The organism is Mesorhizobium sp. WSM4815, from assembly GCF_055811575.1.
This window is the reverse complement of record NZ_JBVVQS010000079.1, coordinates 1-14,121: the sequence shown is the minus strand read 5'-3', so window position 1 is coordinate 14,121 and position 14,121 is coordinate 1. Positions and strand designations below refer to the sequence as shown.

At 65.0% G+C, this 14,121-nt stretch carries 16 protein-coding genes; 9 read left to right on the top strand and 7 right to left on the bottom strand.

Annotated features, from left to right (window positions below):
• The first annotated feature begins 59 nt into the window (after nucleotides 1–59).
• Both AC0L2B_RS05570 and AC0L2B_RS05565 read left to right on the top strand, forming a co-directional pair.
• Nucleotides 60–521: a Ros/MucR family transcriptional regulator gene (locus tag AC0L2B_RS05570; protein ID WP_473744520.1), complete on the top strand. Its 462-nt coding sequence runs from the start codon at nucleotides 60–62 to the stop codon at nucleotides 519–521.
• A 302-nt stretch (nucleotides 522–823) separates the two neighbouring features.
• Nucleotides 824–2,065: an MFS transporter gene (locus AC0L2B_RS05565; protein ID WP_473744519.1), complete on the top strand. Its 1,242-nt coding sequence runs from the start codon at nucleotides 824–826 to the stop codon at nucleotides 2,063–2,065.
• 37 nt (nucleotides 2,066–2,102) lie between these two features.
• Here the strand turns inward: AC0L2B_RS05565 and AC0L2B_RS05560 are convergent, their stop codons facing one another.
• The 6 genes from AC0L2B_RS05560 to hemC form a co-directional block, all read right to left on the bottom strand.
• Entirely contained in the window at nucleotides 2,103–2,819 is a 717-nt protein-coding gene (locus AC0L2B_RS05560) for a glutamine amidotransferase (RefSeq protein ID WP_473744518.1), read from the bottom strand.
• A 12-nt stretch (nucleotides 2,820–2,831) separates the two neighbouring features.
• Nucleotides 2,832–3,311: a tellurite resistance TerB family protein gene (locus tag AC0L2B_RS05555; RefSeq protein WP_473607520.1), complete on the bottom strand. Its 480-nt coding sequence runs from the start codon at nucleotides 3,309–3,311 to the stop codon at nucleotides 2,832–2,834.
• Between the two features lie 64 nt (nucleotides 3,312–3,375).
• On the bottom strand, nucleotides 3,376–4,977 hold the full coding sequence (locus AC0L2B_RS05550) for a heme biosynthesis HemY N-terminal domain-containing protein (protein WP_473744517.1): 1,602 nt from the start codon (nucleotides 4,975–4,977) through the stop codon (nucleotides 3,376–3,378).
• Between the two features lie 10 nt (nucleotides 4,978–4,987).
• Nucleotides 4,988–6,481 (bottom strand): COG4223 family protein, encoded by a 1,494-nt coding sequence (locus AC0L2B_RS05545; protein ID WP_473744516.1) that lies wholly within the window; start codon nucleotides 6,479–6,481, stop codon nucleotides 4,988–4,990.
• 91 nt (nucleotides 6,482–6,572) lie between these two features.
• On the bottom strand, nucleotides 6,573–7,289 hold the full coding sequence (locus AC0L2B_RS05540; protein WP_473744515.1) for a uroporphyrinogen-III synthase: 717 nt from the start codon (nucleotides 7,287–7,289) through the stop codon (nucleotides 6,573–6,575).
• 1 nt (nucleotide 7,290) lies between these two features.
• Nucleotides 7,291–8,217 carry a hydroxymethylbilane synthase gene (gene hemC, locus AC0L2B_RS05535; RefSeq protein ID WP_473744514.1) on the bottom strand — a complete coding sequence of 309 codons (927 nt, stop codon included), beginning with the start codon at nucleotides 8,215–8,217 and terminating at the stop codon, nucleotides 7,291–7,293.
• A gap of 232 nt (nucleotides 8,218–8,449) precedes the next feature.
• Between hemC and tsaD the strand changes: the two genes are divergently transcribed.
• The 6 genes from tsaD (at nucleotide 8,450) to AC0L2B_RS05505 (ending at nucleotide 12,623) form a co-directional block, all read left to right on the top strand.
• Nucleotides 8,450–9,535, top strand: coding sequence for a tRNA (adenosine(37)-N6)-threonylcarbamoyltransferase complex transferase subunit TsaD (gene tsaD / locus AC0L2B_RS05530; RefSeq protein WP_473744581.1), 1,086 nt, complete (start codon nucleotides 8,450–8,452; stop codon nucleotides 9,533–9,535).
• Complete coding sequence (locus tag AC0L2B_RS05525; protein ID WP_473744513.1) at nucleotides 9,532–10,542, top strand: NAD(P)H-dependent glycerol-3-phosphate dehydrogenase; 1,011 nt, start codon at nucleotides 9,532–9,534, stop codon at nucleotides 10,540–10,542. Before tsaD ends, AC0L2B_RS05525 begins: the two co-directional genes overlap by 4 nt.
• A gap of 25 nt (nucleotides 10,543–10,567) precedes the next feature.
• Nucleotides 10,568–10,864, top strand: a complete 297-nt coding sequence (locus tag AC0L2B_RS05520) for a YciI-like protein (protein WP_027154810.1) — start codon at nucleotides 10,568–10,570, stop codon at nucleotides 10,862–10,864.
• Between the two features lie 124 nt (nucleotides 10,865–10,988).
• Nucleotides 10,989–11,414, top strand: a complete 426-nt coding sequence (locus AC0L2B_RS05515) for an EVE domain-containing protein (protein ID WP_027154811.1) — start codon at nucleotides 10,989–10,991, stop codon at nucleotides 11,412–11,414.
• A gap of 53 nt (nucleotides 11,415–11,467) precedes the next feature.
• The gene (locus AC0L2B_RS05510; RefSeq protein ID WP_473744580.1) at nucleotides 11,468–12,067 is read left to right on the top strand and encodes a class I SAM-dependent methyltransferase; all 600 of its coding nucleotides are present in this window, start codon (nucleotides 11,468–11,470) and stop codon (nucleotides 12,065–12,067) included.
• Between the two features lie 133 nt (nucleotides 12,068–12,200).
• Complete coding sequence (locus tag AC0L2B_RS05505) at nucleotides 12,201–12,623, top strand: DUF1761 domain-containing protein (protein WP_473744512.1); 423 nt, start codon at nucleotides 12,201–12,203, stop codon at nucleotides 12,621–12,623.
• Between the two features lie 60 nt (nucleotides 12,624–12,683).
• Here the strand turns inward: AC0L2B_RS05505 and gcvA are convergent, their stop codons facing one another.
• Complete coding sequence (gcvA, locus tag AC0L2B_RS05500; RefSeq protein ID WP_473744511.1) at nucleotides 12,684–13,619, bottom strand: transcriptional regulator GcvA; 936 nt, start codon at nucleotides 13,617–13,619, stop codon at nucleotides 12,684–12,686.
• Nucleotides 13,620–13,782: 163 nt separating this feature from the next.
• Here gcvA and AC0L2B_RS05495 point away from each other — a divergent pair, with 163 nt between their 5' ends.
• A complete protein-coding gene (locus AC0L2B_RS05495; protein ID WP_236372866.1) occupies nucleotides 13,783–14,019 on the top strand; it encodes a hypothetical protein in 237 nt (78 codons plus the stop codon).
• The last annotated feature ends 102 nt before the right edge of the window (nucleotides 14,020–14,121 follow it).

The window sequence follows — 14,121 nt, the reverse complement described above, 5'->3', positions numbered from 1 at the left end:
TTGCGTTATGCAGATTTGCCGACTAGGAATTCTGCGACCCCACTAACGGAGAAAATAGATTGACCGACGACCGCAACAAAGCCCGCAAGGACATCGACCTTCTCGAGCTGACCGCTCACATCGTGTCCGCTTACGTCGAGAAGAACCGCTTGCCCGCTTCCGGCCTCGGCGATCTCATCGCCAGCGTCAGCGCGTCGATAGGTGGGCTCGGCCAGCCCGCCGTTCCGGTCGCAGCACCGCTGATCCCGGCGGTCAATCCCAAGAAATCGGTGACGCCGGATTACATCATCTGCCTCGAAGACGGCAAGAAGTTCAAATCCCTGAAACGCCATATCGGCGTTCATTTCGGACTGACGCCGGATGCCTACCGAGCCAAATGGGGCTTGCCGGCTGACTATCCGATGGTCGCCCCGACCTATGCGGCCTCGCGCTCGCAGTTGGCGAAGGCGATCGGCCTTGGCCGCAAGGCCGCCCCGCCGGCGCCGGTCAAGAAGACCAGGAAGCCGAAGGCCACGGTCTGACGCGCTCGAAGTCGCCTTTGACGCTCGAGATTGGCGAAAGCTGTCGCGGCGTCCAATCTCCCCCCTTGAGGGGGAGATGTCCGGCAGGACAGAGGGGGCGGCGCGGGAGAACTCGACCTGCGCGCCAAAATAACTCTCCGCCGCCGCCTCGCTGTGCAATTAGCATGGTAGCCGGAAATCCTTGATCCAGAGCCGATTTTTACGCGCGCCTCGCACCGAACTGCGTTAAAAGCGCTGCGGTCGGACCAGCGCCCTCGTGGAAGTGCCCCGCCGGCCGACTTCCTTGCCACGGGGCCTGATTCATGACACCCGAACCTCACGCACCGCCCGACCGGCGCTATGCCGCCTTCCGGCACAAACCCTTCCTGAGCTATTGGGCGGCACGCTTCCTCGCCACATTCGCCACCCAGATCGTATCCGTCGCCGTCGGCTGGCAGGTCTACGACCTGACCCGCGATCCGTTCGATCTCGGCCTTGTCGGCATTGTCCAGTTCCTGCCTTCGCTGCTGCTGGTGCTGATCACCGGGGTGGTCGCTGACCGTTTCGGCCGCCGTCTGATCATGGCGCTGATGGTGCTGCTGGAGGCGATCTGCGCGCTGGCCCTGCTGCTGCTGACGCTGCGCGGCCTTAGCGGACCGGGATTGATCTTCGGCGTGCTCGCCATTTTCGGCATCGCGCGCGCCTTCTTCGGACCGGCAGCAGCGTCGCTGTTCGCCAACCTCGTGCCGCCGGAGGATTTCGGCAACGCGATCGCCTGGAATTCGTCCGCCTGGCAGACGGCGACCATCGTCGGACCGGTCGCCGGCGGCCTGCTCTACGGGCTCTCGGCGCAAGCGGCATACGGCACCGCTGCCGTTCTGATGTTTGTCGCCGCGGTGCTGGTCTTCACCATCCCAAAGCCTGCCCAGCGCAGCGAGACCGACAGGCCGACGATGCAGACCCTGTTTGCCGGCTTCGGCTATATCTGGAGCGAGAAGATCGTGCTCGGCGCCATTTCGCTCGATTTGTTCGCCGTGCTTTTGTCCGGCGCCACGGCGCTGCTGCCGGTCTATGCGCGCGACATCCTCGAACTCGGCCCTTGGGGCCTGGGACTGTTGCGTTCGGCGCCGGGCATCGGCGCCATCTGCGTTGCCATCTGGCTGGCCGGACATCCGATCCGCAACCATGCCGGCGTGGTCATGCTCGGCTTCGTCGCGCTGTTCGGCGCCTTCACGGTGCTGTTCGGCCTTTCCACCATCACCTGGCTGTCGATCGCAGCGCTCGCCTTGCTCGGCGCCGCCGACATGTTCAGCGTCTACATCAGAGAGACGCTGATCCAGCTGTGGACGCCGGACAAGGTTCGCGGCCGCGTCAACGCCGTCAATCAGGTTTTCGTCGGCGCCTCCAACGAGCTCGGCGAATTCCGCGCCGGCACCATGGCGGCATTGATCGGCACCGTGCCCGCGGTGGTGATCGGCGGCGTCGGCGCAGTCGTTGTCGCCGGGCTGTGGGCGGTGCTGTTCCCGCAGCTGCGCAAGGTGCGCCACCTCAACGGGCGAAACTGATCCCAGGCCGCACTGATCCGGGCAAAACTAGATCAGATCAGGACAGCGCCGGCTTGCCGAAGATCGTCTGCAGGAATTCGCCGAGCCAGCGCTTGAGATGCATGTCCCAGATCAGCCGGCCGCCGAGATGATCGCGACCGGGCTGCGCGCCGGGCAACTCGAAGCGATGCGCGCCGCGAACGACCCAGCGCTGCATCATCGCCCTTGTCAATTCGCCATGGAACTGGATGCCCCAAGCATTGTCGCCATAACGAAAGGCCTGGTTTGGATAGGTTTCGGCCGTCGCCAGCAGCGTCGCGTCCTTCGGCAGCGAAAAGCCCTCGCGGTGAAACTGATATACCATCTCAGGCCAGCGCATCAGCTTCTTGCCGTCCTCGGTCGCTGTCAGCGGATACCAGCCGATCTCGACCAGCCCCTCGCCATGACCCTCGACCTTGCCGCCAAGATGGTTGACCAGCATCTGCGCGCCGAGGCAGACGCCGAGCAACGGCCGGTTCTCCCTGAGCGGAATTTTCAGCCAGTCGGTCTCACGGCGGACGAAGTCGTCCTCGTCATTGGCGCTCATCGGTCCGCCGAACACCACGGTTCCGGCATGACCGTCCAGTGTTTCCGGCAAGGCGTCGCCGAGCGGCGGGCAGCGGAGATCGAGGTCGAAGCCTTCTTCGATAAGCATGTGGCCGACGCGCCCGGGGCTCGAACTCTCCTGATGCAGCACGATCAGGATTTTTGGTCTCGGCCTCGGCGTGGATGGCATGCGGAATCCCGTCTATTCGTCGCTCGATATTCCAGCCGCGCCCGGCACTTCGGCGGCCGCCTTGCGGCGTGCCTCGACGCGGTCGTGGCGTTCGACATCCATCAGCTCGGCGACGCGCCAGACGATATTGTCCTCGAGCTCGTGCAATTCGCCATCGGCATAGACGATTTCCCACATCAGGCCGATGAAGGCTTTTCGCGCGTCCGGATCGAGCTGACGCTTCAAAACGCTGGTGAAGGCGTAGAGGTCGATCGCCTCATTGTCGGCCCGCTCGCCGGCAGCGGCAAGCGCGTCGAGCTCGTCGCCGCTGATCGAATAGCTTTCCGCCAGCACCGCCTTGAACCGCTCCCATTCGGCATCCTGACGCACGCCGTCGGCACTCATCACATGGTAGAGAAGGGCGGATGCGGCAACGCGCGGATCATCGGCGTTGTTGCGGGCGCGGCCGTCTCCCGGCAGGTCCTTCAGAAACGACAGAACGCGTTCGAACATGTGATTCCTGCTTCCCATCCGCCAAAACTTTCAAGCTCAGCCAAACTTTTCAAGCTCAGCCAAATCAAAACAATCGAAACCTGCGTGGTGATTTTTGCTCTTCGTCGTCCGGATCGACGCCGGGATCGTCGGGCAGCCGGGCCATTTCCTCCGCCGGTTCGGCAGCGTCGCCATCCGGCGGCACCGCGGCAGACGCCGTGGCGGTGACCGGCGCAACATCGTCTTCGCCAGTTTCCGATGCCGCCGCGGTGGTCGGCCTTTCGGCTGAACCAGCGGGGTTCAGCTCGATCACATTTTCCTTTTCCGGCTTCGTTGGCGCTGCAATTGTCGGCACCGCGGCGTCCGGCGCATCCTCGTCACTGTCGATGAGCTGGCCGAGCCGCTCCATCGGCGCACGCCACTCGAAGGCGTCGAGCTTGCCGGTGATCGGCGACACCGGCGCCCAGCGTTCGGAAACGACGCCGTCGGCGACCCAGGCCGGATCGCGCGGTGCACGCACTGCCTTGGACAAAAGCTGCCGCACCCTGCCCTGATCGCCGGTCTCGGCCTCCTCGATGTCGGCCAGAAGCAGATAGGCGCCTTCGCGGCGATCCATGCGGATAGCCGCCTCGGCCTCTTTGCGGGCGGTTGAAAAGTCCTGCGCGTCGAGCGCGGCGCGCGCCACCGCCAGCGACGATTCGGCGTGGTTCTTCTTCATCTCCTGCAGCTTCTTCGCCCGGTTCAGCCGGTCGAGTACGGCATCGCCTGGCCGGGCGTGGGTGTAAAGCTCGGCGATCTCTGGATGCGGCTCGGCTTTCCACGCCGTTTCGAGGATCTTCGCGCCCTTGCGCACATCATTCTGTCTGAACAGCAGTTTGGCTGCGATCCCCGCCGCCGGCGCGAAATCCGGCCGCAGCCGGTTGGCCTCCAGAGCAGCGGTTTTGGCGGCATTGGGATCGCTGTCGATCAGCGCCTGCGCCTTGGCGGTGAGCAGCACGGCGCGACGCCGGTTGGCCGCATCGCGCTCGATCTGCCGCGTCGATTTCTGCGCCTCGACCAGTTTCAGCGCGCCGTCCCAGTCGCCGCGCCCGGTCAGGTCTTCCAGCGTCGATTCGGCGGCCCAGGCCAGCTGCGGCGCCATCGCCGCGGCGCGGCCGGCGTAGTGCCGCGCCGCGTTGCGGTCGCCGAGGCGTTCGGCCTCGAGATAGAGCCCGCGCAGGCCGAGCAGCCGCATTTCGGGATCGTCGAGCATGGCCTCGAATTTTTCGCGGGCACCCTCATGGTCGCCTTCGAGCAGCGAGGCTTGCGCCTCCAGCAATTGGATCAGCGGCTCCTGGTCGGAGCGGATCAGCTTTGCCGCTTCCTTGGTCTTCTTGCGGGCGAGCGCTCCGTCACCGGCGCCGGCGGCAATCATGCCGGTCGACAGCGCCTGATAGCCACGATCGCGACGGCGCACGCGGAAATAGCGCGAGATGGTGTAGGGGCTGTTCCACAGCGCCTTGAGCAGCCACCAGGCGATCATCACCGCGGCAACCACGGCAACGACCGCCACCGCAGCCACCATCAGGCTGACCTGGTATTGGTAGCCGCTGAAGGTGACGACCATCTCGCCCGGCCGGTCGGCCAGCCAGGCGAAACCCAGCCCGAGCGCGAAAACCACGACGAGGAAAAGCAGAATGCGAATCATCGGGTTGTCCTCACGCCTTCATCGCACTGGCGATCAGCGCGTCGACCTGCTTCTCGACCTCGATTCGCGCCTTCAGTTTGCCGGCAAATTCGGCGCCGGCAGCCTTCACAGCCTCGGGCAGCATATCGTATTCGCTTAGCGCCTTGGCGTAATCGCCCTGATTGACCGCTACCTCCATGCGGGCGACGGCTTCCGGTGCGCCAGCGCCTTCGACGGCACCAATCGGCCTGACCTTGACCAGCGATTGCGCGCTCGACAGCAGGCTTTGCAGGAAGCCGGCATTCTGGTCGACGGGCTCGGAGGCAGCGACCATGGCATTGGCGGCGGCAGGCATTTCGGTTGCGATCTCCGACCGGGTCGGAACGCCCTTTTCGGCGTAGGCACGCAAGGCTGCGATCTCTGGAGCATCCGGCGAAATCGCCGTAAAGGTTTCGAGTTCGGCGGCGAATGGCGCACCACGGTCGAGTGCTGCCTTCAGCGCCGATGCGGCGATGGCGAGCGCAACCTTGGGCTGCCCGGCCTGTGCCTCGACCTTGTCGGAAAGCTGCGACACCGACTGTTCCAGCGCCGCAAGCCGGCCGTCCTGTGCCTTCGCCGTCTCGCCGGCGGATTTCACCGCCGCGTCGAGCCCGGCCAGCTTTTCGTTGAGCGGTCCGAGATCGACCGGCGCCGTGTTGCCGGTCTGGCCAAGCGCCGCAACCGCCGTCTCGATCTGCCTGACCTTGTCGCCGAGGGCTGCAAGCCCGGCTGTGTCGCCTGCTCCGCCCTGCTCGATGGCCGATTTCAGCGCCGCGACATCCGTCTTGACCTGATCCAGCGCTGACGACAGCCCGTCCACCTTGGCCGTGGCGTCATTGTTGCCGGCTGTTTCCTTGAGTCCGGCAATCTCGCTCTTCAGCGCAGCGATTTCGCTATTGACGCCATCGAGCGACACGCCGCCCGAGGACAAATCGCCAGCCCCTGGCGCGCCGAGCAGGCCGGCATACTGCAGCCCTCCGGCGGCAGCCAGCGCGATGACGCCGCCGATAATGCCGGCGGCGATGCCGTTGATGCCGCCACGCTTCGGCTGCGCTGCCATATCTTCAGTCCCTGCCTGGGTTTCCTTCGCCGCGTCTGCGGCGCCCGCCTTGGCCGAAGCGTCCTTGGCCGATGCGTCGTCGAAACTGTAGTCGAAGGCCCGCTTCGCCGATGCCTCCGAGCCGGCCGGATAAGTCGGTTTGGGCCCTTCAGGAGCTTTGGCGCCGCCCTCTGCCGGCTGTTCCGAGCCGGGCGGCGGGGCCGCTTCGGCATGTTCCCACGGCTCGATGTCGGTCTGGTCGGCATGGACGGGTTCTTCAGGCGCTTCCGGCTGCGACGCGCTTGCCGCCTCCTCCGCCTTCGCCTCGTCGGTCCGCCCGTTGGCGGCATCCTCGTCGGCAACGCGCGAGACAGCGCCGGGCTCGAGCTCGATGGTCACCGGCTCGCGACGGCTTTTCGAATGCCGCATCTTCGGCGTCTTGACCATGCTTGGGCTCCGCAAGTTTCGCTTCGGGATGGTTCAGAAAGGGTCTAGCACATCACCAAGCGGTGAAAAGGGGCGGCGTGATGACACGGGGTCAAGGCGACGTCCGCAAAAGCTCCAGCAGCGCCTCCTCGCTGGGCTCCGGCGCAACGCGGAGCTGTTCTGAGGCAACAGTCTCCAAGGCTGCGGCGATACGTCCGGACAGCGCAAAAAAACATGTCTTTTTAAACAGCTCACGCAGCGCCGGCCGCCCAGCCAGTGCCTGCAGCGCTGTGGCGGCCTTGGCCGAATAGAGCAGCACCGCCTCGACCGGCAGGCCGGACAAGCGCGCAAGAACGGCCTCATCGGAATAATCCAGCGCGACAGTGTCATAGGTCTCGACGGCGCGAACCTGAACGCCTGCCGGGCGCAGCCGCTGCTCGAAACCCGAATAACGCACCCGCCCGCACAGATAGACGATGGTTTGTCCAGCGTAATCGCCGGCAAGCGCATCCGCCAGCGCCTCGGCATCGCCCGGCCCTTCGCTGACCCACAGAAACCCGGCCGCACGGGCGGCCTGCGCTGTCCGTCTGCCGACGGCATGGCAAGGCAAACCGGCGAGCGCCGCGCTGATTTCTTTCGGCGCATGGCGCACGGCATTGGCGCTGGTGACGGCAACGGCCGCGGCATTGGCTGCGACCCTGTCCGGATCAACCGGCAGCGCCACCGTTTCGGTCAACGGCAGCAGGATCGGCTTGAAACCCAGTTCCTCGAGCCGCTGTGCCGTGCGCGAGGCGCCCGGCTCCGGCCTGGTCACCAGGACGCGACGCATGTCAGGCCCAGCCGTCGAAGAATTTTTCGCCGGCCTTGGCCCGCACGGTCCTGGCAGCTTCGTCGCCGATGCGCGCGGCATCCTGCGCCGGGCCTTCCGCCTTGACCTCATGCGATTGCGCGCCGTCCGGCGAGATGATCAGCCCGCCGAAGAACACCGTTTCGGCCGATATCGTCGCATGGCCGGCAATCGGCGTGCGGCAGGAACCGTCGAGCGCCGCCAGGAAAGCCCGTTCGCAGGCCAGCGCCTGCCCGGTCGGCACGTCATGGACTGCCGTCAGCATTCTTTCCACATCGAGATCGCCGATGCGGCTTTCGATGCAGATCGCGCCTTGCCCCGGCGCCGGCGGAAAGCTGTCGAGCGGCATCAGGTCGGTGATGACATCTTCGAGTCCGAGCCGCTTCAGCCCGGCATAGGCAAGGATGGTGCCGTCGGCGACGCCCTCGTCGAGCTTGCCCAGCCGCGTCTGCACATTGCCGCGGAACATCACCACGTCGAGATCCGGCCGCATCCGCCGGATCAGCGCCTGGCGTCGGAGCGACGACGAACCGACCTTCGCGCCGTGCGGCAATCCGGCGATCGTTTTGGCCGCCTTGCCGACGAAGGCGTCGCGGGCATCCTCGCGCGGCAGGAAGGCAGACAGTTCCAGCCCGTCGGGCAACACCGTCGGCATGTCCTTCGACGAATGCACGGCGATGTCGATGCGGCGCGCCAGCAGCGCCTCCTCGATTTCCTTGGTGAACAGCCCCTTGCCGCCGGCTTCCGACAGCGGCCGGTCCTGGATGCGATCGCCGCTGGTCGAGATGACGACCACCTCGAATGCCTCAACCGGCATGCCGTGAGCGGCCATCAGCCGCGCCTGCGTTTCATGCGCCTGTGCCAGCGCCAGCGGGCTGCCGCGTGTTCCGATTTTCAAGGTTGTTTGCATGGCGCGCTGTCCGTGATAACCGGCAGATAGAGGTCTGTTGAGATTCAGGTCAGGCCGAGCCGAAAATGGTGGTTTCCGAGAACCGGAGCGGAGCGTACTTTGAGTACGTGAGCACCGGAAGCGCAGGAACCCGCCATTTGCAGGCCGGTATCACCTGAATATCAACAGACCTTGGGCTTTCTCCTAACGGGGAAAGCCTGGTTGCACAATCTCCAGGGATGGCAACGGATTGATCCGCGTTCTGGGCATTGAGACGAGTTGTGACGAGACCGCCGCCAGCGTCGTAGCGCTGGACCGCGGCGGCGCGCCGAAAATCCTGTCTGATATCGTGCTCAGCCAGATCGAAGAGCATGCCGCCTTCGGCGGCGTCGTCCCGGAAATCGCCGCGCGCGCCCATGTCGAGGCGCTGGACGGCATCATCGAGGCCGCGCTTGCCGATTCGGGCGTCGATCTCGCCGATATCGACGCGATCGCTGCGACCGCCGGCCCCGGCCTCGTCGGCGGGCTGATCGTCGGGCTGATGACGGCCAAGGCGATCGCAGCCGCGGCGAACAAGCCGCTGATTGCCATCAACCACCTCGAAGGCCATGCGCTGACCGCGCGGCTGACCGACGGGCTCGGCTTTCCCTATCTGTTGCTGCTGGTGTCCGGCGGCCACACGCAGATCGTTGCGGTGCGCGGCGTTGGCGACTACCAGCGCTGGGCGACGACCATCGACGATGCGCTCGGCGAAGCTTTTGACAAGACGGCCAAGATGCTCGGCCTGCCCTATCCAGGCGGGCCGAATGTCGAGAAGGCGGCGGCGACCGGCGACGCCGCGCGCTTCGCCTTCCCGCGACCGATGAAGGGCTCGGCGCAGCCCGATTTTTCCTTTTCCGGGCTGAAGACCGCCGTGCGCCAGGCAGCGACGGCCATTGCCCCTTTGAGCGACCAGGACGTCGCCGACATCTGCGCCTCGTTCCAGGCGGCGGTTGCGGATGCGCTGGATGACCGTGTTTCGAGGGCGCTGAACCGTTTCCGCCAGGAGTTTCCGAGCGAGCTGAAGCCTGCGCTCGTCGTTGCAGGCGGTGTCGCCGCCAACCGGACGATCAAGACCACACTCGAAGCCCTGTGCGAGAAGGCCGGCTTTGCCTTCGTCGCGCCGCCGCTCAAGCTCTGCACCGACAATGCGGCGATGATCGCCTGGGCCGGCATCGAGCGGCTGCGCGCCGGCATATCGGGTGAAAACACCGCTGATTTCGTGCCGCGTTCGCGCTGGCCGCTGGACAACATCTCGGCTCCGATGGTCGGCTCGGGCCGGCGCGGAGCCAAGGCATGAGCGGCAGCGGGCACAAGGTACCAAGCGGCTGGCGCGTTGCCGTGCTCGGCGGCGGTGCCTGGGGCACGGCGCTGGCGCTGGCCATGTTGCGCGCCGGCCATTTCGTCCGCCTCTATGCGCGCGACTTGGAGACCGTCGCCGCGATCGACCGTGGCGAAAATCCGCGCTATCTGCCTGGCATCGCGCTCCAGGCCGGCATCGTGGCAACGAGTGATATCGAGGCTGCGCTCGATGGCGCCGACTGCGTGCTGGCGGTGGCGCCGGCGCAGTCGCTGCGTGCCATGCTCGCCACCGCGAAAGCCCATATGCCGAAAGACGTCCCGCTGGTCCTCTGCGCCAAGGGCATCGAGCGCGACACCGGCGCATTGCTGTCGGCGATCGCTGGAGAGATCCTGCCTGAAAATCCGGTCGCCGCCCTGTCCGGGCCGAGCTTCGCCACTGACGTCGCCAGGGGGCTACCGACGGCCGTGGTGGTCGCCGCCGGCAATGAGGGTCTGGCGGCCGACCTGGCCGCGCGCTTTTCGGCGCAGAATCTGCGCTGCTATTCGAGCGACGACCTCATCGGCGTCGAGATCGGCGGCGCGCTGAAGAACGTCTTCGCCATTGCCGCCGGTGCGGTCACCGGCGCCGAACTCGGCGCCAGCGCCCAGGCCGCCATGGTGACACGCGGCTTTGTCGAATTACGCCGCATCGGCGCCGCTTTCGGCGCCAGGCCGGAAACGCTGATGGGACTTTCCGGTCTCGGCGACCTGTTGCTCACCTGCTCGTCCGCCCAGTCGCGCAATTTCGCCTACGGGCTGGCGCTGGGGCAAGGCAAGCCGCTTGCCGGGCTGCCACTGGCCGAAGGGGTGCCGACGGCGGCGATCGCCGCCCGCATCGCCACCGAGCGCAACATCGACGCGCCGATCATCACCGCCGTCGCCGCCATACTGGACGGCACGATCACCATCCGCCAGGCTGTGTCGGCGCTGATGACAAGGCCGTTGAAGACCGAAGCCGACGTGTAATGTTGAACAATCCGGAGATGGAAAGATGCTGTTTGCGCTGATTTGCAAGGACAAACCTGGAAGCCTGCAGGTGCGGCTCGATACGCGGCCCGAGCATGTTGCCTTTTTGGAGGGACTGAACGGCGAGAACAAGCTGGCCTTCGCCGGTCCGTTCCTCGACGCCGACGGCAAGCCGAACGGCAGCCTCGTCGTGGTTGAGGCGCCCGATCTGGAGGCGGCAGAAGCGCTATCGGCGGCAGACCCCTTTGCCAGGGCAGGGCTGTTCGAAAGCGTCGAAATCCGGCAATGGAATTGGACCTTCAACAAGCCAGTGAGTGCATGACTCCGAAAATCGGAATCGATTTTCGGAAAGGATCATGCGCAAAATCAAAGTGCTACAGCGTCCTTTGCGCGTCTGAAAGACGCGCGGCGCTGTAGCTGATCTCCAGCCGCGGAGGAGCAAAAAAATGAACTACTGGCTGTTCAAATCCGAACCCTCGGTCTTCTCCTTCGAGGACCTCAAGGCGAAGGGCAAGGCCGGCACGCAATGGGACGGCGTGCGCAACTATGCGGCGCGCAACAACATGAAGGCGATGCAGATCGGCGATCTCGGCTTCTTCTACCATTCCAACGACGGGCTCGACGTGGTCGGCATCGTCGAGGTCTGCGCGCTGGCCCATCAGGACACCACTACTGACGATCCGCGCTGGGAATGTGTCGATATCCGCGCCGTTAAGGATGTGCCGAAGCCGGTGACGCTGGAGCAGGTCAAGGCCAACCCCAAGCTTGCCGAGATGGCGCTGGTCCGACTCGGACGGCTTTCCGTGCAGCCGGTGACCCCGGCCGAATGGAAAGAGGTCTGCCGCATGGGCGACCTGACGCCGGCGCCGTGACGGCGCTGACGCCAAACAGCGCGAGAAACTTCATCCTCGACAACACGGCGCTGATGGCACCGCCGCATGTGCCGGAGATGCTGCTGCATCTGGCCGACGAGGCGCATGGTCTGTGGCAGCGGACAGAGGACGAACTGGCCGAAATCGGTCTGCCGCCGCCTTTCTGGGCCTTCGCCTGGGCCGGCGGCCAGGGCCTTGCCCGCTACATCCTCGACAATCCGTCTGATGTGCAGGGCAAGCGCGTGCTCGACTTTGCCTCCGGTTCCGGCCTTGTCGCCATTGCGGCAGTGAAGGCCGGCGCGGCAGAGGTGATCGCCGCCGACATCGACCCGTTCTGCGCGACCGCGATCCGCCTCAACGCCGAGGCCAATGGCGTCGGGATAATGTTTCTTGGCACCGACTGCATCGGAACCGATGCGGGCTGGGATGTGGTCCTGGCCGGTGACGTCTTCTACGACAAATCCTTCGCCGACCGGCTGAAGCCATGGTTCGCGACGCTCAGGGCGCGTGGCGCCGACATCCTCGTTGGCGATCCCGGCCGCTCCTATCTGCCGAAAGCTGGACTGGAGCCGCTCGCCGTCTACGAGGTGGCGGTAACCCGGGCGCTGGAAGACGCGCTGGTCAAACGCACCACCGTCTGGCGGTTTTCTTGACGGCATCGCCGAACAGGCGTTCCATCACGCTTCGATTTTGAGAATACGCATGCCGTTGTCCCAAAACCGCTGGGCACCCCCGGCTCGGGCCTGGGGGCATGCTTTTGAGCGACATGCTTCCGGGGAGGAAATCATGGATTTTTCAGCAGTGAACTGGCTGGCGGTGATCGTCGCCGCGGTGGTGGCGTGGTTGTTCGGCGCTGCCTGGTACATGGGCCTGAGCAAGCCGTGGCTAAAGGCCACCAGGCATGATCCGGCGACCATGAGTAAATCGCCGCTGCCCTTCGTAATCAGCTTCGTCGCGGAAATTGTCATGGCGCTCGTCATGTCTATGATCGTCGGAGCGATGACCGGTGGCGAACCGAGCCTCGTTGCCGGGCTCGTCTTCGTCTTCGTTCTCTGGTTCGGATTCGTCGCCACGACGCTATCCGTCAATCATCGTTACCAAGGGTTCGGCTGGGACCTGACCATCATCGACTGCGGCCACTGGCTCGGCGTGCTGCTTATCATCGGCGCGGTGATCGGTTGGTTCGGCGCGGCGGATGTCGCGGGCTGACGCTGCCGCCATGAAAATAGGTCGACGACTGCCGGCTGATCACTCAGGGCGACCTGAAGCTCATCCAAGCGTCGGCTCCGACTGCGCGTTGTGAACTTCGTTGAGGAGCCAATCCCTGAACGCCACGATCCTGGGGTCGTTGGCGGATGCGACGGGATAGACCAGGAAGTAGGCGAAGTCGGGCGGAACCTTGATGCCAAGTTCGAAGGGCCGGATCAGCCGGCCCTCGGAAAGGTCATTCGCCACCATGGCAAAATCGGCGAGCGCAACGGCATTGCCGTCGAGCGCGGCCTGAACGGCGTCGGTCGAGGTGCCGAACACGATCGTCCGGCTGTCGTCGAAATCGTCGACGCCGGCCGCCGCCATCCACATCCGCCAGTTTGGCCAGGTCACGCCCTGTCGCGCCCACTCGATATGGGCGAGCGTGTGATGGAAGAGATCGCGTGGCTCGCGCAGCGGCGGGCCGGAGGCCAGCAGGCTGGGGCTGCACACAGGGATGATGATGTTGTCGAACAGCCGGTGGGTGCAAAGGCCGGAATATTTTCCCGCGCCGAAACGGATGCCGACATCGACGTCGTCCAGGTCGAAATCGCGCAATTCAGAGGCAATGTCGAAGCGGAGCTCGATGCCCGGTCGCTGCTTGCGAAAATCATCGACGCGTCGCATCAGCCATTTTGTCGCAAACTGGGCGTCGAGTGTCACTTTCAGCAACGCCGTTCCACGCGCCAGCTTGTGCGCCCGTGAGACGGCGCGGCCAAGCAGGTCGAGCGCGTCGGTCGAGGCCTCGAACAGCACCGCGCCCGCCTCGGTCAGCCGGATGGTGCGGCTGGTGCGCGTGAACAGCACGATGCCGAGCTGATCCTCGATTTCCTTGATCTGGTGGCTGACAGCGGCCGGGGTCAGGCCAAGTTCGTCCGCGGCGCGGGTGAAATTGAGGTGCCGGGCGGCTGCTTCCAGCGTCCTCAGTGCACGGGTTCCTGGCAGCAGGCGCGCCATCAGAATAGGACGAGGAGAGGCCGGTCGAGCATTTTCAATCCTCAAACAAAACTTGAAGATGCAGAGAAAACTACTCGTTTCTCGTTTTAATTTCAATCCGTCATGATGTGACCATCGAACAAACATCAAACCGGACTTGATGTCCGGAGAGCCGGATTGCACCATGTCTCACATCGTCTTGAGTCCTGTAACCATCCGCCCGGCCTGGCTGCGCGCGGTGTCTGATTGGTTCCGCCATGCAAAAATGGCGGTCAACCTCCCGCCCGAGAACGTCGACGACCTTTCGGACCGGCAATTGCGCGACATCGGCGCCGAACGCAAGGATGTCGCGCGCGCGATGGATCGGGAACTCGGCCGGTTGGGTCTGCTCGATATCGGCTGGCAGCGGCCGCGGACGTAGGGGAGTAGGGGAGTAGGGGAGTAGGAAAACGAAAAGGAAGCGGCGCGCCTGCGCAATCCTACTGACACTTTCTTCCTCCCCTATTCCCCTATTCCCCTATTC